At 62.9% G+C, this 20975-nt stretch carries 16 protein-coding genes and 2 pseudogenes; 5 read left to right on the top strand and 13 right to left on the bottom strand.

The features are described 5' to 3' along the window. Positions 1-27 precede the first annotated feature (27 nt). The gene (locus tag ACF2JD_RS04775) at positions 28-321 is read right to left on the bottom strand and encodes a DUF1315 family protein (protein WP_440986860.1); all 294 of its coding nucleotides are present in this window, start codon (positions 319-321) and stop codon (positions 28-30) included. Between the two features lie 60 nt (positions 322-381). Then, a complete protein-coding gene (locus ACF2JD_RS04770; protein ID WP_440986859.1) occupies positions 382-1815 on the bottom strand; it encodes a glyceraldehyde-3-phosphate dehydrogenase in 1434 nt (477 codons plus the stop codon). A gap of 210 nt (positions 1816-2025) precedes the next feature. On the opposite strand from ACF2JD_RS04770, the gene ACF2JD_RS04765 reads away from it, so the two are divergent. After that, on the top strand, positions 2026-2829 hold the full coding sequence (locus tag ACF2JD_RS04765) for a DUF2989 domain-containing protein (protein WP_440986858.1): 804 nt from the start codon (positions 2026-2028) through the stop codon (positions 2827-2829). Next, on the top strand, positions 2826-3383 hold the full coding sequence (locus ACF2JD_RS04760; RefSeq protein WP_213345087.1) for an NUDIX domain-containing protein: 558 nt from the start codon (positions 2826-2828) through the stop codon (positions 3381-3383). Before ACF2JD_RS04765 ends, ACF2JD_RS04760 begins: the two co-directional genes overlap by 4 nt. Before the next feature lie 69 nt (positions 3384-3452). Here the strand turns inward: ACF2JD_RS04760 and sppA are convergent, their stop codons facing one another. Further along, positions 3453-5297 (bottom strand): signal peptide peptidase SppA, encoded by a 1845-nt coding sequence (gene sppA / locus ACF2JD_RS04755; RefSeq protein ID WP_440986857.1) that lies wholly within the window; start codon positions 5295-5297, stop codon positions 3453-3455. 315 nt (positions 5298-5612) lie between these two features. Between sppA and ACF2JD_RS04750 the strand changes: the two genes are divergently transcribed. Next, a complete protein-coding gene (locus tag ACF2JD_RS04750; RefSeq protein ID WP_440986856.1) occupies positions 5613-7640 on the top strand; it encodes an oxidoreductase in 2028 nt (675 codons plus the stop codon). 143 nt (positions 7641-7783) lie between these two features. Continuing rightward, positions 7784-8332, top strand: coding sequence for an NAD(P)H nitroreductase (locus tag ACF2JD_RS04745; RefSeq protein WP_368169882.1), 549 nt, complete (start codon positions 7784-7786; stop codon positions 8330-8332). Between the two features lie 390 nt (positions 8333-8722). Here the strand turns inward: ACF2JD_RS04745 and ACF2JD_RS04740 are convergent, their stop codons facing one another. From ACF2JD_RS04740 to ACF2JD_RS04730, 3 genes and pseudogenes are all read right to left on the bottom strand, one after another. After that, positions 8723-9316, bottom strand: coding sequence for a DapH/DapD/GlmU-related protein (locus ACF2JD_RS04740; RefSeq protein WP_440986855.1), 594 nt, complete (start codon positions 9314-9316; stop codon positions 8723-8725). A 207-nt stretch (positions 9317-9523) separates the two neighbouring features. Continuing rightward, positions 9524-10402, bottom strand: coding sequence for a 50S ribosomal protein L11 methyltransferase (prmA, locus tag ACF2JD_RS04735; RefSeq protein WP_106887651.1), 879 nt, complete (start codon positions 10400-10402; stop codon positions 9524-9526). A gap of 540 nt (positions 10403-10942) precedes the next feature. Next, positions 10943-11956 (bottom strand): annotated as a pseudogene (locus ACF2JD_RS04730) (zinc-binding alcohol dehydrogenase family protein). A 100-nt stretch (positions 11957-12056) separates the two neighbouring features. Here ACF2JD_RS04730 and ACF2JD_RS04725 point away from each other — a divergent pair. After that, positions 12057-12930, top strand: a pseudogene (locus ACF2JD_RS04725) (LysR substrate-binding domain-containing protein). Here ACF2JD_RS04725 and ACF2JD_RS04720 read toward each other — a convergent pair. From ACF2JD_RS04720 to acs, 7 genes are all read right to left on the bottom strand, one after another. Beyond that, positions 12931-14355 (bottom strand): PTS transporter subunit EIIC, encoded by a 1425-nt coding sequence (locus ACF2JD_RS04720; RefSeq protein ID WP_440986854.1) that lies wholly within the window; start codon positions 14353-14355, stop codon positions 12931-12933. A 100-nt stretch (positions 14356-14455) separates the two neighbouring features. Next, the gene (gene panF, locus ACF2JD_RS04715; RefSeq protein ID WP_440986853.1) at positions 14456-15910 is read right to left on the bottom strand and encodes a sodium/pantothenate symporter; all 1455 of its coding nucleotides are present in this window, start codon (positions 15908-15910) and stop codon (positions 14456-14458) included. A gap of 68 nt (positions 15911-15978) precedes the next feature. Then, on the bottom strand, positions 15979-16227 hold the full coding sequence (locus ACF2JD_RS04710) for a YhdT family protein (protein ID WP_041204435.1): 249 nt from the start codon (positions 16225-16227) through the stop codon (positions 15979-15981). A 190-nt stretch (positions 16228-16417) separates the two neighbouring features. Continuing rightward, positions 16418-17758, bottom strand: a complete 1341-nt coding sequence (gene accC, locus ACF2JD_RS04705; protein ID WP_005326556.1) for an acetyl-CoA carboxylase biotin carboxylase subunit — start codon at positions 17756-17758, stop codon at positions 16418-16420. 15 nt (positions 17759-17773) lie between these two features. Continuing rightward, on the bottom strand, positions 17774-18235 hold the full coding sequence (gene accB / locus ACF2JD_RS04700) for an acetyl-CoA carboxylase biotin carboxyl carrier protein (RefSeq protein WP_025326015.1): 462 nt from the start codon (positions 18233-18235) through the stop codon (positions 17774-17776). Positions 18236-18271: 36 nt separating this feature from the next. Then, entirely contained in the window at positions 18272-18721 is a 450-nt protein-coding gene (aroQ, locus tag ACF2JD_RS04695) for a type II 3-dehydroquinate dehydratase (protein WP_005326561.1), read from the bottom strand. A gap of 286 nt (positions 18722-19007) precedes the next feature. Beyond that, the gene (acs, locus tag ACF2JD_RS04690) at positions 19008-20954 is read right to left on the bottom strand and encodes an acetate--CoA ligase (protein WP_440986852.1); all 1947 of its coding nucleotides are present in this window, start codon (positions 20952-20954) and stop codon (positions 19008-19010) included. Positions 20955-20975: the final 21 nt, after the last annotated feature.

Here is a 20975-nt window from a genome sequence, read left to right as displayed (position 1 = left end):
GCTGCGGGCTACCTCGTAGGGTCAGGCTCAGTGACTGAGGTCGATCCGCACTATCTCTTCCTCATCACGATACTGGCGTTTGAGCTCGCTCTTGCTCTTCATCACGATCTCGCCGTCGCGGCCTATGTTCATGTGCTCGGGATTGGCAAGGTGCATCGCCTGCCAGGCCATCACGGCCTGCAGGGAAGTGGCCTTCTGCTCCTCGGTGAGGGGCTGGCCGTCCGGCCACTTGCCCAGCTCGACCGCGGTCTTGAGCCGCTCGTACACTTCTTTGGGCATCTGCCCTATCACTTGTAAAAACTCACCCTGTTGAAACGACATCCGGCCTCTCCTTGAACTATTGAGCCATAAACAGGGATCTGGCGGGCCGATCCTGGCGGACTATGCCGGTAGATCCTGGCGGACTACGCCGGCCATCTGCTCCATCACCCGCACCACCTGACAACTGTACCCGAACTCGTTGTCATACCACACGTAAAGCACGCAGTGGTCCCCCTCGGCTATGGTGGCCTGGGAGTCCACTATGCCCGCGAAGCGCGAACCCACCATGTCGGAGGAGACCAGCTCTGTGCTGGCGCTGTAATCGATCTGGCGATGGAGGGCCGAGCTTAACGCCATCTGCTGCAGATAGGCGTTCAGGCTCTCCCGATCCGTGGCCTGCTCCAGCGACAGGTTGATGATGGCCAGCGACACATTGGGGGTCGGCACCCGGATGGCGTTGCCGGTCAGCTTGCCCTTGAGCTCCGGCAGCGCCTTGGCCACCGCCTTGGCGGCGCCTGTGCTGGTCATCACCATGTTGAGGGCTGCGCTGCGACCGCGGCGCTCCCCCTTGTGATAGTTGTCGATCAGGTTCTGATCGTTGGTATAGGAGTGCACCGTCTCCACATGGCCGTGGCGGATGCCGTACTTGTCCTGCATCACCTTGAGCACGGGGGTGATGGCGTTGGTGGTGCAGGAGGCGGCAGAGATGATCTTGTCATCCAGGCCTATCACCTCGTGGTTGACCCCGAACACCACGTTCTTCATCTCCCCCTTGCCGGGGGCGGTCAGCAGCACCCGGGCGGCGCCGCGCGCCTTGAGGTGCTCGGACAGACCCGCCTCGTCGCGCCAGACCCCGGTGTTGTCGACGATCAGCGCATTGTCGATGCCATAGGCGGTGTAGTCGATGTCGGCAGGGCTGTTTGCATAGATCACCTGGATGAAGGTGCCATTGGCGATGATGGCGCTGCGCTCGTTATCCACCTCGATGGAGCCGTTGAAGGGACCGTGCACAGAGTCGCGGCGCAGCAGGCTGGCGCGTTTCTCCAGATCCCCCTCGCGACCGCCACGCACGACTATGGCGCGCAGACGCAGGGAGTTGGCGGCGCCGGTGCGCTCGATCAGCAGCCTGGCCAGCAGGCGGCCGATGCGGCCAAAGCCGTAGAGCACCACGTCGGTCGGGGCGGGCACTGAATTGCGGTTCAGGGCCGGGGCCAGCTTGGCGCGCAGGTAGTCGTCTATGCCGGCGTCATCCTGGTGATCCTGCCAGTAACCCACCGCCAGCTTGCCGAGATCCACTTCGGCGGCGGTCGGGTTCAGGGCGACCATGGCCTGGAGCAGGGGGAAGCTTTGCTGGATGGGGAGGGGAGTGCCCTGGTGGCGGCGAACGACCCTGTGGGCCTTGAGGATGTCGATGGTGGAGGCGTTCTGCAGGGGGCGCCCGTAGAGGGTGATTTCTATCCCTTGCTGTCGGTAGAGGCGACCAATCAAGGGCTGCATGGCTTCGGCGAGCTCCTGGCTCTCCTGCCACGCCTGCAAGTAGTGCTCGTGGGTCATTAACCAGATCCTTTATTTCACGTTGTTGAAGCAAGTTGCCTGGGCAAATTGAAATTCGTCGAATGCAGATCAGTGTAGGGCTGACGGTTTCGTTATATTATTCTGCAGTCGCGGCCTTATACGGCGCGCGCATTGTAATGGATATGTAGCCTGTTTGCTAGTTGGCGGTGGCCAGGGCGGGTTGCGATTGTTACCAACCAGATGTGAACCATGACCCTATTCTCACAGCGTCCGTTACTGCTCCCCCTCGCCTGTTGTCTGACGCTGATGGCCTGCGATGACGACAGGATCCACAACATCTGCACCCAGTCTCCGGCGCTCTGTGCGGATCTGGTGGACGACGGCTGGTGTCGCCATGAGCGCAGCGATGTCATCCGCGCCCGCTACTACCTCCAAGAGGAGGGCACGGACAGGCACAGATACGAGCTGATGCGTGACCTGGAGCGCTACCTCCAGTGCGCCGAACACTCCACCAACATCGAATACAAGCGGGCCCGCGAGCAGAAGAGCCCCAGGGTGGAGGGCATGCTGGCCGCCGGCGCTCAGCTGGAGCAGCTGGATGCCCAGACCCGTGGCTCCCAGGATCCCTATCTGCTGCTCTGGCACTGGACCAACAACACCAATCCAGCGGCCCGTGCCAGCTTCCTGGCGCTGGAAGGCACCCCCGCCCTCGAGGAGCCGGAGTTGCAACTGGCTCTGGGGGGCATCTATGCCAAGAGCGAGCCCCAGAAGGCCATCGCCCTGATGCATCACGCCCTCTCCCTCTATGGGGAAGGGGACAAGGTCAACAGCCGGATCCTCACCGCCCTCAGCACCCTCTACATGGGGCAGAAGGCGTTTGATCTGGCCTATCAGTGGGGCAAGGTGAGCGAGTCGTTTCAGGAGACCCCCGAGGTCTCGTCCACCCGTCTCGGGATCTACCACGCCATCGGCAAGGAGCAGCAGGAGAGGCTGGATCAGGCGGCCGCCACCATAGTCGACGCGCTCAGACAAGGGAGCTACCAGGCCCCATGATACCGCTGCCATCCGGCGCCCTTGAGTGGGCCCATGCCTTCGACATCCGCCTCGTCCATGGTCAGGTCCCCTGCGAGGGGAGGGTGCTCGAGCGGACCACGGTCAGGGCCGTGGTGATGCGCGGGGATGAACTGTTGCTGGTGCACTCTCGCGTCAACGGGGATCTCATGTTCCCCGGGGGCGGCATAGAGGCGGGGGAGTGTCACCATACGGCCCTGGCCCGGGAGCTGCGGGAAGAGTGCGGCGCCGAGCTGGTGGCCGTGGGTCTGCTGCTCGGGCAGACCCGGGAGTTTCGCGCCGCCCGCGAGGCCGACTACGACGCCTACTGCATCCGCTCCTTCTATTACCTCTGCCAGGTGGGGGAGGACTGGTGCGAGCCGCACCCCCAGCCCTACGAGATACGTCTTGGCTTCACCCCGGGCTGGTTCGCCCTGGAAGAGGCCCTGCAGACCAACAAGACCCAGCTGGCCGGCCCTTGCCCCCAGTGGACTGTGCGGGAGACCCGGGTACTGGCCGAGTTGCAGCACTGGGCAGAGGCCGGGTTGCTGAGCTGACAGCAAGGCGTTACCAAGACAAATAAACCGCCATTCGGCGGTTTATTTGTTTTCGGCACACTGTCAGTCTCAGGGCACGCAGACCGGGCAGAAGGCGTAGGTGCCTTGCGGGTCATTGAAGCGGGTCAGCGGGTCCAGGCTGCGGTTCATCTCCACCAGCGCCTGGCCCAATCCTGCGGGCAGCCAGCTTTGCAGGTGCGGGGCCAGCGCCTGGGCGCTGCTGTCAAACAGCTCGCGCAGGAACTTGTCCCTTGCCGACTCTTCCGGCGCTATGGGGGTGACCTGCCAGCTCTTGAGGTTGGCGAGCTCGGCGGCGGCCTTGAGGGCGTCGTCCAGGTTACCAAACTCGTCAACCAGCCCCAGCTCCTTGGCATCCTGACCTGTCCAGACCCGGCCTTCGGCGGCTTTCTCCGCCTCTTCCGGGCTCAGGCCACGGCCCTTGCCGACCAGACCGACGAAGCGCTGATAGGTGTCTTCCACGCTCAGCTGGATGGCCTGACCGACGTGCTCCGGCAGGGCGCGGGTCAGCCCGACCCCCACGAAGTCGGTGGTGCCGACGCCGTCGGTGTGCACCCCGAACTGGGAGAGCGCCTTGTCGATGGTGGCGAACATGCCGAACACCCCGATGGAGCCGGTGAGTGTGGTGGGGGAGGCGAAGATCTTGTCCGCATCGGCGGAGATCCAGTAACCCCCCGAGGCGGCGTAGCTGCCCATGGAGATGACCACCGGCTTGCCCGCCTGTTTCAGGGCCAGCAGCTCGGCACGGATCTGCTCGGCGGCGAAGGCGCTCCCCCCCGGGCTGTCGACCCGCAGTACCACGGCCTTGATCTGGTCGTCGCGGCGGGCCTCGGCCAGCAGCTCGGAGAGGCTGTCACCGCCTATGGTGCCGGCCGGCTGGATCCCGTCCATGATGGCGCCGCTGGCGGTGATGAGACCCACCTCATCCTTGCCGCTCTGGGGATATTGCTCGGGGATGGCGGCCAGATACTCTTTCAGGCCGACCCCTTTCCAGCCGTGATCCTCGCTCTCGCCCACCTCCTTGATGACCGCCTGGGTCATCTCGTCGCGGGTGGCGAGCTGATCCACCAGACCGTTGTCGAGGGCGTAGCTGGCGGCATTGCCACCGGCCTTGCGCAGCAGCTCGAGGAAGTGATCCTTGTCTGGCGCGACCGCATCCGGCTCTATCTCCCGCTGCTCGGCCACGTCGGTGACATAGGATTGCCACAGCTGATCCAGCCAGCGCTGGTTCGCCTCCTTGCTCTCGGGGGACATCTCGTCACGGGTATAGGGCTCGACGAAGGACTTGTAGGTGCCGACCTTGAACACATGGGGGGTGACGTTGAGCTTCTCCAGCGCCGACTTGAAGTAGGTCTGGTAGACCCCAAAGCCTTCGATCAGCACGGCGCCGCTCTGGTTGAGCAGCACGTGATCGGCATGGGCGGCGAGCAGGTAGGCGCCCTGGCTGTAGTAGTCGGCCATGGCGATGACCGGCTTGCCGCTCTCCTTGAATGCGTCTATGGCGCTCGCCACCTCCTGCAGCTTGGAGAGGCTGGCCCCCTGCAGTCCCTGGGGCTTGATCACCAGCGCCTTGATGCGATCGTCATCTCCCGCGCTCTTGATGGCCCACAGCAGGTCGGAGAGGACGATTTCACTGGGCTGATCGTCGCTTTTCTCCATCTGTCTCAGCAGCTGCACCGTCGGATCTGTTTGGGTGCGCTGCTCCACCAGTACGCCGGCGAGATTGAGGGTGAGGGCGCCCTCTATGGGGGTGCTGGGGGTCTCGCTCTGGTTGAGGCTGAAGGCGATGACCAGCACGACGATGAGAAACAGCAGATTGACCAGCATCAAGCGGGTAAAGTTGAGCAGACGCCAGAGGCTGCGAAACAGCCACCCCAGACCTTTGAAAATAGACATAGCCGTGCTAACGCCCTGTTAATGGGTAGAGAAGGGCATTATTAACCAGTTGACCCGCCAATTGCCATTTTCGCTTGGCCGCGATCGCTCCCCCTGGCTTCGGGATACGGCTGTTCGCCGAAAAAATGTCCAAACATTTGTTTGAAAAAGGATTTTCGATTCTTTACTCTAGCCTCAATTTGATAACAAAAAATTAACTGGAGGCCCTGTGAGCCGCTACCCGACGTTGCCGATCCCTCTTGAGTCAGCTTGTGCCCCCTCGCGTCGCAGTGTGCTCGCGATCCCCTGCGCCCCAGTCTTGCAAGGAGCCACATCATGAGCCTTTATCCAACGTTGTTGACTCCCCTGGATCTCGGCTTTACCCAGCTAAAAAACCGTGTGCTGATGGGCTCCATGCATACCGGCCTCGAGGAGGAGAAGGGGGGCTTTGACAAGCTGGCCGCCTTCTATGCCGAGCGCGCCCGCGGCGGTGTCGGCCTCATAGTCACCGGCGGCATAGCGCCGAATCTGCGGGGGCGCCTGGTGCCCCATGGCTCCCAGCTCAGCTTCCCCTGGCAGGTCGCCAAGCACAAGAAGGTGACCAGCGCCGTGCATCAGGAGGGGGGCAAGATAGCCCTGCAGATCCTCCATGCCGGCCGCTATGCCTACCATCCGTTCAGCCTGGCACCGAGCGCCATCCGGGCTCCCATCTCTCCGTTCAAGCCGCGAGCCATGAGCGAGCGGCAGATCCGTGGCACCATACGGGACTTTGCCTCGACCGCGGCACTGGCCAAGGCCGCCGGCTATGACGGGGTCGAGGTGATGGGGTCGGAAGGCTATCTCATCAACCAGTTCATCTGCGAGCGCACCAACCAGCGCAGCGACGGCTGGGGCGGCAGCAGCGAAAACCGCATGCGCTTCCCGCTGGAAATAGTGCGGGCCATTCGCGAGCGGGTCGGCACCGACTTCATCATCATCTTCCGTCTCTCCATGCTGGATCTGGTGGAGAAGGGCTCCTCCCTGGAGGAGGTGATAGCGCTCGGGAAGGCGCTGGAGCAAGCCGGGGTGAGCCTCATCAACACCGGCATCGGCTGGCACGAGGCGCGCATCCCCACCATAGCCACCAGCGTGCCGCGGGGCGCCTTCAGCTGGGTGACCGCCGAGCTGAAAAAGCACCTCAAGGTGCCACTTATCACCACCAACCGCATCAACACCCCAGAGGTGGCCGAGCGCATCCTGGCGCAGGGGGAGGCGGACATGGTCTCCATGGCGCGCCCATTCCTGGCCGACCCCGAGTTTGTCATCAAGGCGGCCGAGAACCGGGCGGACGAGATCAACACCTGCATCGCCTGCAACCAGGCCTGCCTCGATCACGTGTTCAAGCAAAAACGCGCCTCCTGCCTGGTCAATCCCCGCGCCTGTTTCGAGACCGAGCTGACGTTTGGCCGGGTGCCCCAGCCCAAGAAGCTGGCGGTGGTGGGGGCCGGGCCGGCCGGGCTGGCATTCGCCTGCTACGCCGCCGAGCGTGGCCATCAGGTGAGCCTGTTCGATCAGGCGCCGACCATAGGCGGCCAGTTCAACTTCGCCAAGCAGATCCCGGGCAAGGAGGAGTTTCACGAGACCCTGCGCTACTTCGCCAGGCGGCTGGAGAAGTGCGGCGTCGAGCTCTATCTCGGCCAGCGCCAGAGCGCCGAGAGCCTGCTTGGCGGCGGTTTTGACGAGGTGATCCTCGCCACCGGCATTCGCCCGCGCACCCCCAACATTCCAGGGATCGAGCATCCCAAGGTATTGAACTACCTCGATGTATTGCGCGATGGCAAGCCGGTGGGCCAGAAAGTGGCGGTGATCGGGGCCGGCGGCATCGGCTTCGACGTGGCCGAGTTCCTGGTGGAGAAGAAGGCGGAGGGGAGCGCTGATCATCATCGCGATCACTGGCTCAAGGAGTGGGGCATCGACAAGAGCCTGGGTGAGCGCGGCGGCCTGATCAAGCCCGAGATAGACGCTCCCGAGCGCCAGATCTGGTTGCTCCAGCGCAAGGAGAGCAAGGTGGGGGATGGCCTGGGCAAGACCACAGGCTGGATCCACAGAACCGTGCTCAAGAACCGCAAGGTGCAGATGCTCTCCGGCGTGCAGTACCTGCGCATCGACGACGAGGGGCTGCACATCCAGGTGGGTGAGGCCAGGCAGTGCCTGCCGGTGGATCAGGTGATCATCTGCGCCGGGCAAGAGCCCCTGCGGGAGCTGCAGGCCGGTCTGCAGGCGGCGGGCAAGCCGGTGCACATCATAGGCGGTGCCGACGTGGCGGCGGAGCTGGACGCCAAGCGGGCCATCCGCCAGGGGGCCGAGCTGGCGTCCGTTATCTAGCGCCCAGGCCTTGGCTGACAGCATGATGATAACCCCCTGACTATCAGGGGGTTTCTATTGGTGGCGCGTGCCAGCCCCGGCTGTGCTCCCCTTCGGGCTGTGCTAAGGTAGCGCCATCATTGCCCCCTGATAAGGAACTGACCATGGATGCCCTCTCCCTGTTACTCAACCGCCACTCCTGTGGCCGTCTGACCACCCCGGCCCCGAGTGGCGAGGTGCTCGACAATATTCTGAAGGCCGGCCTGCGGGCACCGGATCACGGCACCCTGACCCCCTGGCAGTTCATCCTGTTTGAAGGGGAGGGGCGCGAGCGACTGGGGGCCCTGCTGGCGGACGCTGCCCGCGCCCGGGGCGAGGACGACGAGAGCATCAAGAAGTGCAGTGAGGCGCCCCTGCGAGCGCCCCTGGTGGTGGCTGTCGCGACCCGCTATCAGGCGCACCCCAAGGTGCCCAGGCTGGAGCAGGAGCTTTCTGCCGGCTGCGCCCTGATGGCGATGCAGATGGCGGCCCAGGCACAGGGGTTCAACGGCATCTGGCGCTCCGGCTGGTTCATCTTCGACGAGGTGATCAGTCAGGGGCTGGGGCTGGCACCGGACGATCAACTGGTGGGCTTCCTCTACCTGGGCACCCCCATGCTGGAGGCGCGCAAGCTGCGCGAGTTGCCTGTAGCTGACTTCGTGCGTCGCTTCTAAGCCAGGGACAGTGCAGAAAGGCCCTGATTATTCAGGGCTTTTTTATTTACCCCAAAATGATGGCAGGCTGTACTGATAAATGGAAACTTGCCAAGGGGGAGTTCGGGCTTGCCTGGGAATTTTTTGAATAGTGAGAGGCTGTTCTCAATCCTGGTTGATTACCCTATGTAAAACGTTTGCGCCCCGTTATTATCCCATTGCCAGTTTAGAAGGTGACCCCTTCTAATTTTCTGCGATGAGAGTCGCAATTCCGTAGCACCTTTTTACAGCCCAACGTCGTTATGACATTGGGCTTTATTTTTATGGGCGGTTTTCTGCTTCAGCTCCAGCCCCTCTGCGCCTCTGGGCGGCCTCTTTTTACCGTCTTACGGGCCTTGATGATATCGGGCTTTATGTTGATGGGAATTTTTGCCCCTGGCTCTCGGCCGCTGGCATCTTGTCCCTGGCGGGCAGGATACGGGCCGGGTTGCCCACCACCCGGGCTCCGGCCGGGACGTCTCTGGTCACCACGGCGCCCGCGCCGACTATGGCCTCCCGCCCTATGGTGATCCCAGGCAGCAGTATGGCGCCACCGCCGATCCAGACCCTGTCTTCTATGGTCACCGGCAGCGCCGTCTCTACCCCCTGGATGCGCTCATCGGCATCCAGGGCGTGGGCGGCGGTATAGATCTGTACGTTCGGCCCTATCATGACGTCGGCGCCGATGCGAATAGGCGCGTTGTCCAGCAGGGTGGCCCCCATATTGATGTAGCTGCGCTCGCCAAGGTGGATGTGGCGGCCATAGGTGCAGTAGAGGGGCGGGCAGATAAAGGCGTTTTCTGCCAGTTCACCAACCAGCTCCGCCAGCAGTGCCCGCTGTTCAGTCTCATCTTCCGACCGATTCAAACGGCTATAGCGGCGCGCCGTCTCCCGGCGCAGAACATCCAGCTCCGGGGCCATGCAGTTGTAGGGCTGGCTGGCTAGCATCTTTTCGTATTCGGTCATGGCTGGGCCTCAATGGAATGGAGGAAGAGAGGATAAGTCATCAAGAGGCAGAGAAGCGTGAAGCTCTCCCCAGAGTGGGCGAAAGGGCGCGCAGCTGGCGCCGGAAACAACAAGGGCACCCTGGGGTGCCCTTGTTGTTCTGCAGGATGACACTGTTATCAGCCGTGCTTGCGACCGCAGTGTTGCCACACTGATGGCCTCTTGCAATCAGTCGTGCTTGCGGCCTGAGAGGCGGCACCACTCTTCCTTCACCGCGGTCGGGTCCATGTCGAACCACTGACCGTAGATGGTCTCCAGCTCCGGGGCCTGGCTCTCCAGCACGCCGGAGAGGGCCATCAGGCTGCCGGGCTTGCCGTGGCCGGCGATAAGCGGTGCCAGCTCGCGCAGCGGGCCGGCCAGTATGTTGGCCACCACCACGTCGGCCTCGACGTCTTGCGGCTGGTCGGCAGGCAGATAGAGCTCGATCTGGCCGGCGACGCCGTTGCGCTCGGCGTTGTCGTGGCTGGCCTGGATAGCCTGCGGATCTATGTCGATGCCAATGACGCGGGCGGCGCCCAGTTTCAGGGCGGCGATGCCGAGGATGCCGGAGCCGCAACCGAAGTCGACCACAGTCTTGCCGGCCAGATCCAGTCCGTCCAGCCACTGCAGACAGAGCGCCGTGGTGGGGTGGGTGCCGGTGCCGAAGGCCAGACCCGGATCCAGCATGACGTTGACCGCATCCGGGTTGGGGACGTCGCGCCAGCTCGGGCAGATCCAGAGCCGCTCGCCGAACTGCATGGGGTGGAAGTGATCCATCCACTCGCGCACCCAGTCCTTGTCTTCCAGCTGCTCGACCTTGTAGCCGACATCTTCCCCGAAGATCTGCTGGAAGAAGGCGATGGTGGGCGCCGGATCGGTTTCGGCATCGAACAGCCCCATCACCTCGGTCTCGCCCCAGAGCGGCGTTTCACCAGGCAGCGGCTCGTAAACGGGCACATCCTGGGCATCCATAAAGGTCACCGCCTGGGCTCCACGCCCCAGCAGCATGTTGCTCACCTTGTCCGCGGTCTTGGCGGTGGCGTTGATTCGAATTTGTATCCAGGGCATGGGGTCGACTCTTCATAAATGTGAAACCGCGGGATTCTATCATCATGGGCCTGTGCTGTCGTGGTTTGCCCATGATGGGATGGGGAAGGGAGGCTACTCTGCCAAGTTGGCACGGTTCCTGTATTGCTTACTATGCAGGCGAAGACGACCGGTTTTCGCTGAACGCTTTGCTCAAGTTCCGTCATCTTTTTCAGCCACCCTCGGGTGGCATTTTTTTATCTGCACTTGTTTGCCTGGTAAACAGGCTGCCAGACAAAAAAGAGCAAGGTCACCTTGCTCAAGGACGGGCTGACGCCGTTTTGGCGCATTCATTGGCACGCCAGATGCAAAGACAGATGTCCTGCATAAGGATATGTGTGTGATTGTTACCCCAATGTTCAGGTATTCAGGCCATTTCTCGCGAAATGGCCTCTTTTTTATGGCTGATTGTCGGACGTTGGCCTGCCACAGGCTGTCATGAGTGCCGCTGAGTTGTGCCCGTTTGGGGCATCTCCTTGGTGAACTTATCCCATCATGGTGCGTTTTTACCCATAAGAGGGCTTAGTTGGCAAAGCCGCTCATGTCGATCACCAGCTTGCCCACCATGCGGCCCGCTTCCACCTCGGCATGGGCCTGAGCCAGCGTAGTCGGGGTCAGCGAGGCATGGTTCCTGGTCAGGGTGGTCTTGCAATACCCCTGGTCCACCAGGGCCGCCACCCGGCCGAGCAGGTTGTGCTGTTCGATCATGTCCGGGTCTGGAACAGGGAGCGGGTGAACATGAACTCCTGGCTGAAGGTGACGCTCTTGCTCTTGAGCAGGGAGAGATCCCACGGCTCGCTCGATTCGGCGATGGTGCAGATATGGCCGAACGGGCGATGAGCCCTGCCATGGTGGCCCAGTGCTGCTCGGTGGCATTGGTGCAGAAGATGGCATCGACCTGGGTGATGCCAAGGGCGGTCAGCTCCTCCTGCAACTTGGTGATGGTTTACGACCTGATGGGCGCCCATCTCGAGGCACCAGGCCGCGGGTCTCGGGGCGGGAGGCGGTAGCAATCACCTCCATGTCGGTGAGCTGGCGGGCCAGCTGGATGGCGATGGAGCCCACGCCACCGGCGCCGCCGATGATCAGCAGTTTGCCACGGCTCTCGCGGGTGAGGCGAAGCGCTCGAACAGGGTCTCCCAGGCGGTGATGGCGGTGAGCGGCAGGGCGGCGGCCTCCACATCGCTCAAGCTGGTGGGGGCGATGGCGGCGATGCGCTCATCCACCAGTTGCAGGGCGCTGTTGCTGCCCGGGCGGCTGATATCGCCGGCATACCAGACCCGGTCGCCCGCCTTGAACAGGGTGACCTCGCGCCGACGGCGATCACTTCGCCCACGCATCCCAGCCCAGTACCCGGGGCGAGCTCTCGACCTTGGCCTTGGGGGAACGCACCTTGGTATCGACCGGGTTGATGGAGGTGGCCTTGACCCGTACCAGCAGGTCCCGCGGGCCTGGGGTCGGATCCGGCAGTTCGGTCTCGATGAAGCAGTGGGGGTGATCGCTTGGCAGATAATGGGTGAGGGCGATGGCTTTCATGGCAGTTCCTTTCAAATCGGTATGAGTGGGATTGCCAGAGAGTCTAGTCTGGTTGATTATTCAGATTAAGATGGGTAATTGGGACAGACTGTTTGTATATATGAACAATGTCGAACTGGAGTTGATGGGGCTGTTCGCTACCGTGGTGGAGCAGGGCAGTTTTACCGGGGCGGCCGAAGTGCTCGGCATGCCCAAGTCCTCGGTGAGCCAGAAGATCTCGCGCCTCGAGTCCCAGCTCGGGGTGCGGCTGTTGCAGCGCACCACCCGCAGACTGAGCCTGACCCCCCAGGGAGAGGTCTATGTGGAGCATTGCCAGTCCCTGCTGGCCCTGGCGAGAAGCGCCAATCTGGCCATGGCCAGGTTGCGCTCGGCCCCGGCGGGCCGGGTGCGGATCACAGCCCCCGAGGCCACGGGCACCCTGCTGCTTGGCCGGATCCTGGCCCAGTTTCGCGCCCTCTACCCCGAGGTGGTACTGGAGTTGACCCTGAGTGACGAGCAGCTGGATCTGGTGGGGGAGGGTTACGATCTGGCGCTGCGGGCGGCGCCGCTGAAAGACTCCAGCCTCATCTGCCGGCGGATCGGCCAGGTGGCACGCCATCTGGTGGCGGCCCCGGGTTATCTGGCGAGCCACGGCATGCCGCAACAATTGACGGAGCTGGGAGGCCATGCCTGCCTGGTGCATGGGGCGCTGCCGGTGTGGCCACTGCAGGAGGGGGGCTGGCGACCTCAGGGGGCCTGCCTCAGCAACAGCCTGCTGGCGCTGAGGGAGCTGGCGCTCCACGAGGGGGGAATAAGCCCTGTTGCCGGATCACGTCTGCCGGGAGGATCTGGCGGCGGGGCGCCTGCTGAAGGTGCTGCCGGCTCACCCCATACCGCCCAATCCCTTCTACCTCATCTATCCGAGCCGCGAGCACCTGGCGCCCGCCCTGCGCAGCCTGATGGACTTCGTCGCCGAAAGGCTGCCCTTCGCCTGATCAGCGGTGCTGGCTGAGGGGGGCCTGACCCGGCTCGAGACCGAGGGGGACCGACTGGCGCTCTGCCAGCATGCGGATCTGCCCTTCGATGAGGCCGGCGTTGGGGCCCAGCACCAGCACCAGCTGATGGTCGTTCAGGACTATCCAGGAGAGGCAGCCGAGCCTGGCCAGACGGGACTGATCCACCAGGGCCATCTCCCGCACCCGCAGGCTGAGCCTGGTCAGGCAGACGCTCATGGCCTGCAGGTTGTCCATGCCCCCCAGCATCTTGAGGTACTGGATGGCCAGCATCTGCGGATCCGTGGGGGCCACGGCCGCGAGCTGGGGCAGATCCTCGGCGATGGGCTTGCTCGGCAGGCTGAGGGGGGCGTATTCAAGCAGCCGGGAGAAGACCAGGGCATAGATGACGAAGAACAGTATGCCGAGGGGAATGAGCCAGAAACTGTGCTCACCCGAGCCGTAGCTGAGCACCAGATCCAGCAGCCCGGCGGAGAAGTAACTGCCCACCTGGATGCCGAGCCCGCTGCAGATGGCCAGCGACAGCCCGGTCAGCAGGGCATGGGCCAGGAACAGCCAGGGGGCGGTGAAGGCGAACAGGAATTCGATGGGTTCGGTGATCCCCACCAGGGCCGAGGTGAGTGCCAGGGTGAGCAGCAAGCCCCCCTGCGGCAGGCGCCGCATCCGCTGGCGATGGAGCCAGATGGCAAAACAGGCGCCGGGCAGACCAAACATGATGACGGGATAGAGACCCGCCACATAGCCCTCGTGCAGCGGCTGGGCGGCGGAGAGCGCCTGCAGGTTGCTCTCCCCCAGCCCCATCAGGCTGCCCAGCACCTGGTGCAGGCCGAGGGGGATCAGCAGCCGGTTCAGCACGCCGTAGCAGAAGGCGCCAAACGGCGTGGTGAGGAGATCGGAGGCGAGCAGTGTGATGCCTTGCTCCAGCAGAGGCCAGAGCAGGGCCAGGGGCACGACCAGCAGCAGGCTGGCCAGGGCCGAGAGCAGCAGGCCGGGCAGCTCCTCCTGCAGCGGTCGCAGCCAGCCGGGGAGGGAGAGGCTGCGGGTCCAGGAGCAGACCATGGCCGTGGTCAGGCCCGCCAGCAGGCCGCAGATCATGTCCGCATGCAGGCCGGGCTGCAGGGTGGCGAGCGCCGAGCTCAGCAGCAGGAAGTTGACAGCGCCGGCCAGGGCTTGCGCCCCTTGCCCCTGTCGGCTCAGCCCGAAGGCGATGGCTACCGCATAGATGAGCGGCATCTGACTGAAGAGGGCACGTCCGGCCAGGGAGAGCACCGCCAGATCCAGCACGTCCGGCTGGCCGAGCCGATAGAGCAGGGCCGCCAGCGGCAAAATGGAAACGGGTAGCAACAGGGCATAACCGAGCCGTTGCAGGGACTGGGTCAGGATCTTTCTGGCGTTCTGGACTGGCATAAGGGCGCGGCATTTTGTGACGTGGCGCACATTTTACCCACTCGACACCTCATTTTGGGATAGTTTCGGAACCCTTTATTAATCCATCGATTATTGCGGCTCAAACAAGCGCCGCACTTGCTGGCCGCGAGGCCGGTGCCGGGGTCAGCAGGCTGACCAGGATGAAGGCCACCAGCCCGAGCCCCAGGCTGGGCACTATGGCGTGCAGGCCGGCCAGCTTGATCCCCCACTGACTCAAGGCCCCATAGCAGACAATGCCTGACACCATGCTGGCCAGCGCCCCGGGGCCATTGGCCCGCGACCAGTAGAGGCCGAGCACCAGGGGCCAGAGGAAGACCGCCTGCAGACCGCCGAAGGCGAGCAGGTTGAGCCAGATGATCATCTCGGGAGGTTGCAGCGCCGCCAGCAGCACTAGCGTGCCGAGGATCAGGGTGCAGAGCAGGGAGAGCCGTGGAATGCGCACTTCCAGCTTCTCTTGGCGAGGATTGAGGTAGTTGAGGTAGAGATCCTTGACCAGGGTCGCCGAAGCCTGGATCAGCTGGGAGTCGATGGTGGACATGATGGCCGCCATGGGGGCCGCCAGGAAGACCCCCGCCAGCCAGGGGGGCAGCACTTCCATCATCAGGGAGGGCATAATCTTGTCCGGGCTGTCCATGCCGGGCAGGATGGCGCGGCCCAGGGCGCCGGCGAGGTGCATGCCCAGCATCAGCAGGGCGCTGACCACTGTGCCGATGAGGATGCCTCTGTGCAGCGCCTTGCTGTCGCGGTAGCCGAAGCAACGCAGGGCCGAGTGGGGCAGCCCCACCACACCGACGCAGACCAGGATCCAGAAGCTCAGCATGAAGGGCTGGGTCAGCATGTCACCGGCCCCGGTCGGGCTCACCAGCTTGGGATCTATCACCTTGAGCTGGTGGATGAGGTTCGGCAGGCCGTCACCGGCAATCAGTATCCCCGCCAGCAGGGCACCCGTGCCTATCAGCATGATGATGCCCTGCAGGGCATCCGTCATCACCACGGCGCGAAAGCCGCCGATCACCGTGTAGAGCAGCACGCAGCTGGCAAACAGGAAGAGCCCCTGCTGGTAGCTGAGGCCGGTGGCGGTTTCCAGCAGGCGGGCGCCGCCGATGAACTGCACCACCATGGTGGCGATAAAGGCGAGGATGATGGTCACCGAGCCCAGCACCACTACCCACTTGCTGCGGTAGCGGGCCCACAGCATGTCGTTGATGGTCACCGCATTGACCCGACGGGCTATGATGGCGAACTTCTTGCCAAGCACCCCCAGGGTGAGCCAGACGGTGGGCAGCTGGATCATCGCCAGCAGCACCCAGCCCAGGCCTATCTTGTAGGCGGCACCGGGCCCGCCGATGAAGGAGGAGGCCGAGGTGTAGGTGGCCACTAGCGTCATGGCCAGCACCAGGCCGCCCATGCTGCGGTTGCCGATGAAGTACTCCTGCACGAAGTCACCACCGGCGCGGTGGCGACCGGCCCAGAAGCCGACCCCCAGCACCAGCACCAGGTAGATGACGAGGGGGAGCATCAACTCAAGATTCATGGGGGGACTCCTGGGTGTCCAGCGAGACGTCGGTAAACCGGTGGTCCGTCATGGATTCGCAGCGCGGCTCAGGATTCATGGGGAGGCTCCTCGGTGTCGAGAGGTATGTCGATGAACAGGCGGTCCACCATGAGCGCGCACAGGCCGATAAACAGCAGTGGCATCAGCATGCAGCTGAGCAGGAACCAGAGCGGCATATCCCAGAGTTCCAGCTCTTCCGGGATGAAATAAGCGGTGCCATACCAGGCAACGAAATAGAGCAGGGTCAGCAACAGACAGAGGGCTGCTTCCCGACGGGCGAGCGCGAAACGATTCACCTTGGCCTCCGACAATTTTGAGGGGCGCAAGGATAACAAAAAAGGGCCATGTCGCCATGGCCCTTTTTTCGTTGCCGATCCGGAGGGACCGGACAATCTCTGTTGAAGAGTCCTTACAGACCCAACTTCTTGTGCAGATGGTGGCTGTTAATGCCACCGTGCGGCAAGTTATCGGGTCCTGGCACCTCTCTTACAGACCCAACTTCTTGTGCAGATAGTGGATGTTGGTACCACCGTGCTGGAAGTTCTCGTCCTTCATGATCTCTTTTTGCAGGGCGATGTTGGTCTTGATCCCTTCCACCACCAGCTCGTCGAGAGAGTGACGCATGCGGGCGATGGCGATGTCACGGTTCTCGCCGTAACAGATCAGCTTGCCGATCATGGAATCGTAGTAGGGCGGCACCTTGTAACCCGCATAGATGTGGGATTCCCAACGAACACCCAGACCACCCGGCGCGTGGAAGCGCTGGATGAGACCTGGAGACGGCATGAAGGTGGCCGGATCTTCGGCGTTGATCCGGCATTCGATGGCATGGCCACGGATGCGGATGTCCTGCTGGGTGATCGACAGGGGCTGACCGGCGGCGATGCGCAGCTGCTCCTTGATGAGATCCACGCCGGTGACCATCTCGGTGACCGGGTGTTCGACCTGGATCCGGGTGTTCATCTCGATGAAGTAGAACTCGCCGTTCTCGTACAGGAACTCGAAAGTACCGGCACCGCGGTAGCCGATTTCCAGACAGGCGCGCACGCAGCGCTCACCGATGAACTTGCGCATCTCTTCGGTGATGCCGGGTGCCGGTGCCTCTTCCACCACCTTCTGGTGACGGCGCTGCATGGAGCAGTCCCGCTCACCCAGATAGAGGGCGGTACCCTGGCCGTCTGCCAGCACCTGGATCTCGATGTGGCGCGGGTTCTCCAGGTATTTCTCCATGTAGACCATGTCGTTCTTGAAGAACTGGCCCGCTTCGGATTTGGTCAGGGCGATGGCGGCGGCCAGCTCTGACTCGTTGCGCACCACGCGCATGCCACGACCACCACCGCCACCGGCGGCCTTGATGATCACGGGGTAGCCGATCCGCTTGGCGATGGTGGCGTTGCGCTTGGCATCGTTGTCCACCGGGCCGTCGGAGCCGGGTACGCAGGGTACGCCTGCCTTCTTCATGGCCTCGATGGCGGAAACCTTGTCACCCATCAGGCGAATGGTTTCGGCGCGCGGGCCTATGAAGATGAAGCCGGATTTCTCGACCACTTCGGCAAAGTCGGCGTTCTCGGAGAGGAAGCCGTAGCCCGGGTGGATGGCGACGGCCCCGGTCACCTCGGCGGCGGCTATGATGGCCGGCACATTGAGGTAGGACTCACCGCTGGCGGGTTTGCCGATACAGATGGTTTCGTCGGCCAGGAGCACATGCTTGAGCTCCCGATCGGCAGTGGAGTGAACGGCCACTGTCTTGATCCCGAGCTCTTTGCAGGCGCGCAGGATCCGCAGGGCAATTTCACCGCGGTTGGCGATGACTACTTTGTCCAACATGGGTGGCGTCTTCCCTTATTCGATGATGAACAGCGGCTCGTCAAATTCGACGGCCTGACCATTTTCAACCAGGATCGCTTTGATCACACCGGCCTTGTCAGACTCGATTTGGTTCATCATTTTCATGGCTTCGACGATGCACAGGGTGTCGCCGACATTGACGTGCTGACCGACTTCCACGAACGGCTTGGCTTCCGGGCTGGAGGAGCGGTAGAAGGAGCCCACCATGGGGGAGCGCATCAGATGGCCACTCGGGGCGGCATCGGCAGCAGGGGCAGCGGCCTGTGCGGCAGCAGCGACCGGAGCGGCGGCTTGTTGAACCTGTGCCGGCTGCATCATCATCTGCGGGGCAACGCTAACCTGGCCGGAGAAATTACGGCTGATGCGAACGGACTCTTCCCCTTCGGAGATTTCCAGCTCGGCGATGCCGGACTCTTCAACCAGTTCAATCAGCTTCTTGATTTTGCGGATATCCATTAGCATTCTCTTTCTTCTTTATCTGATCAGTGATTATCAAGCCGCGCGCAATTGATGCACGGCCGCGGTTAAAGCGAATTGGTAGCCATCGGCACCCAGCCCACAAATGACCCCCTTGGCGACATCAGACAGATAGGAGTGATGACGGAAGGGTTCCCTGGCATGAACGTTTGACAGGTGAACCTCGATAAAGGGGATGGCCACGCCCAGCAGGGCATCGCGCAGGGCGACGCTGGTGTGGGTGAAGGCGGCCGGGTTGATGATGATAAAATCCACCTGGCCCATGGCCTGATGGATGCGGCCGACCAACTCATGTTCGGCATTGGATTGCAGGTGTTCCAGGGTGACACCGAGTTCGTTGGCGTACTGGCTCAGATCGGCGACGATCTCATCGAGCGTCTTGCTGCCGTAGATTCCCGGCTCCCGCTTGCCCAGCAGATTCAGGTTGGGACCGTTGAGCAGGAGGATTCGGTGATGTTGCGACATATTGAGTACATCCTCGATGATTATGCTGCTATCTATCAGCTATCTGTGGACCACCAAAAATCTAGCCACTTTCTGCACAATTCGGTGTGCCCTGGCACACAGATTTCGCAATTATATTGATTTCGTGAAAATTAGCAGCATTTTACTGGTCTAATCTCTACATCTGGCCATTTATTAAGCATATTGGTGCGCGGAGCCGCTCTGCCGCAATGCCCGCCTCTTTGGGCTTTCCAGACACGACAAAGCCGGCACAAGGCCGGCTTTGTCGAGAGAGGTGGGAGAGGACTCAGGCCGCTTCCGACTTCTCGCGGATAAGTTTGTCCACCACACCTGGATCCGCCAGGGTGGAGATATCCCCCAGGCTGTCGGTCTCGCCGGTGGCGATCTTGCGCAGGATACGGCGCATGATCTTGCCGGAACGGGTCTTGGGCAGGCCCTCGGCCCAGTGGATCACGTCCGGGGTGGCGATGGCGCCTATCTCCTTGCGCACCCACTCCTTCACCTCTTTATGCAGCTCGCGACTCGGCTCCTCCCCGGCGATCAGGGTGACATAGGCGTAGATGCCCTGACCCTTGATCTCGTGGGGGACGCCCACCACGGCCGCCTCGGCTATCTTGGGATGGGCCACCAGGGCTGACTCTATCTCGGCGGTACCCATGCGGTGGCCGGAGACGTTCAGTACATCATCCACCCGACCCGTGATCCAGTAGTAGCCATCCTGGTCGCGACGGGCACCGTCGCCGGTGAAGTAGCGACCGGGGAAGGTGGAGAAGTAGGTCTGCTCGAAGCGCTCGTGATCGCCGAACACGGTGCGCATCTGACCCGGCCAGGAGTCGGTGATCACCAGGTTGCCCTCGGTGGCGCCTTCCAGCGGCTCACCCAGGTTGTCCACCAGTGCCGGCTGCACCCCGAAGAAGGGACGGGTGGCGGAGCCTGGCTTGAGGGCGGTGACGCCGGGCAGGGGGCTGATCAGGATGCCGCCTGTCTCGGTCTGCCACCAGGTGTCGACTATGGGGCAGCGCTCGTCGCCTATGGTGCGGTAGTACCACTCCCAGGCTTCCGGGTTGATGGGTTCCCCCACAGAGCCCATGATGCGCAGGCTGGCGCGGGAGGTGCCTTCGATGGCCTCCTTGCCCTTGGCCATCAGGGCGCGGATGGCGGTGGGGGCGGTATAGAGGATGCTGACCTGGTGCTTGTCCACCACCTGGCTCATGCGGTTGGTGGCCGGGTAGTTGGGCACCCCTTCGAACATGAGGGTGGTGGCGCCATTGGCGAGCGGCCCGTAGACCAGGTAGGAGTGACCCGTGACCCAGCCCACGTCGGCGGTACACCAGTAGATGTCCTCTTCGTGATAGTCGAACACGTACTTGAAGGTGAGGGCGGCGTAGACCAGGTAGCCGCCCGTGGTGTGCAGCACCCCCTTGGGCTTGCCGGTGGAGCCAGAGGTGTAGAGCACGAACAGGGGATCCTCGGCGCCCATGGCTTCGGGCGGGCAATCCGGGCTGGCAGCGGCGACGGCGTCGTGCCACCAGATGTCTCTGTGGTCATGCCAGGCGACCTTGCCGCCGGTGCGCTTGAGGACGATGACCTTGTTGACCCGGGTATCCGGGTGGGTGAGCGCCTCATCCACGTTCTTCTTGAGGGGGATGGGACGGCCGCCGCGCAGGCCCTCGTCGGCTGTGATGACGATGGAGGAGCCCGAGTCTATGATGCGACCCGAGAGGGCCTCCGGCGAGAAGCCGCCGAAGACGATGCTGTGCACAGCGCCGATGCGGGTACAGGCCAGCATGGCGATGGCCGCCTCCGGCACCATGGGCATGTAGAGGCAGACCATGTCACCGCGCTTGACCCCTTGGGCTTTGAGCACGTTGGCAAACTTGCACACCTCGCCGTAGAGCTCGCGATAGGTCAGCTTGCGATCCTCGGCCGGGTTGTCCCCTTCCCAGATGATGGCGACCTTGTCACCCCGCTCGGCGAGATGGCGATCCAGGCAGTTGGCCGAGACGTTGAGCAGGCCATCCTCGTACCATTTGATGGAGACGTGGCCCGGATCGTAGGAGGTGTTCTTGACACGGGTGTAGGGGGTCATCCAGTCGAGGATCTTGCCCTGCTCCCCCCAGAAGGCGTCCGGGTTCTGTACCGACGCCTGGTACATGGCTTCATAACCTTCCTTGTCCAGCAGGGCGTCGCTACCTATGTGGGCCTTGACCGGATAGACCTTGCTCTCGCTCATCTCTCACTCCTGTGAATACAT

The organism is Aeromonas ichthyocola, assembly GCF_046087985.1.
Lineage (GTDB): Bacteria > Pseudomonadota > Gammaproteobacteria > Enterobacterales > Aeromonadaceae > Aeromonas > Aeromonas rivipollensis.
Note: the sequence above shows the minus strand (reverse complement) of the source record. Positions and strands in the feature narration are given on the sequence as shown.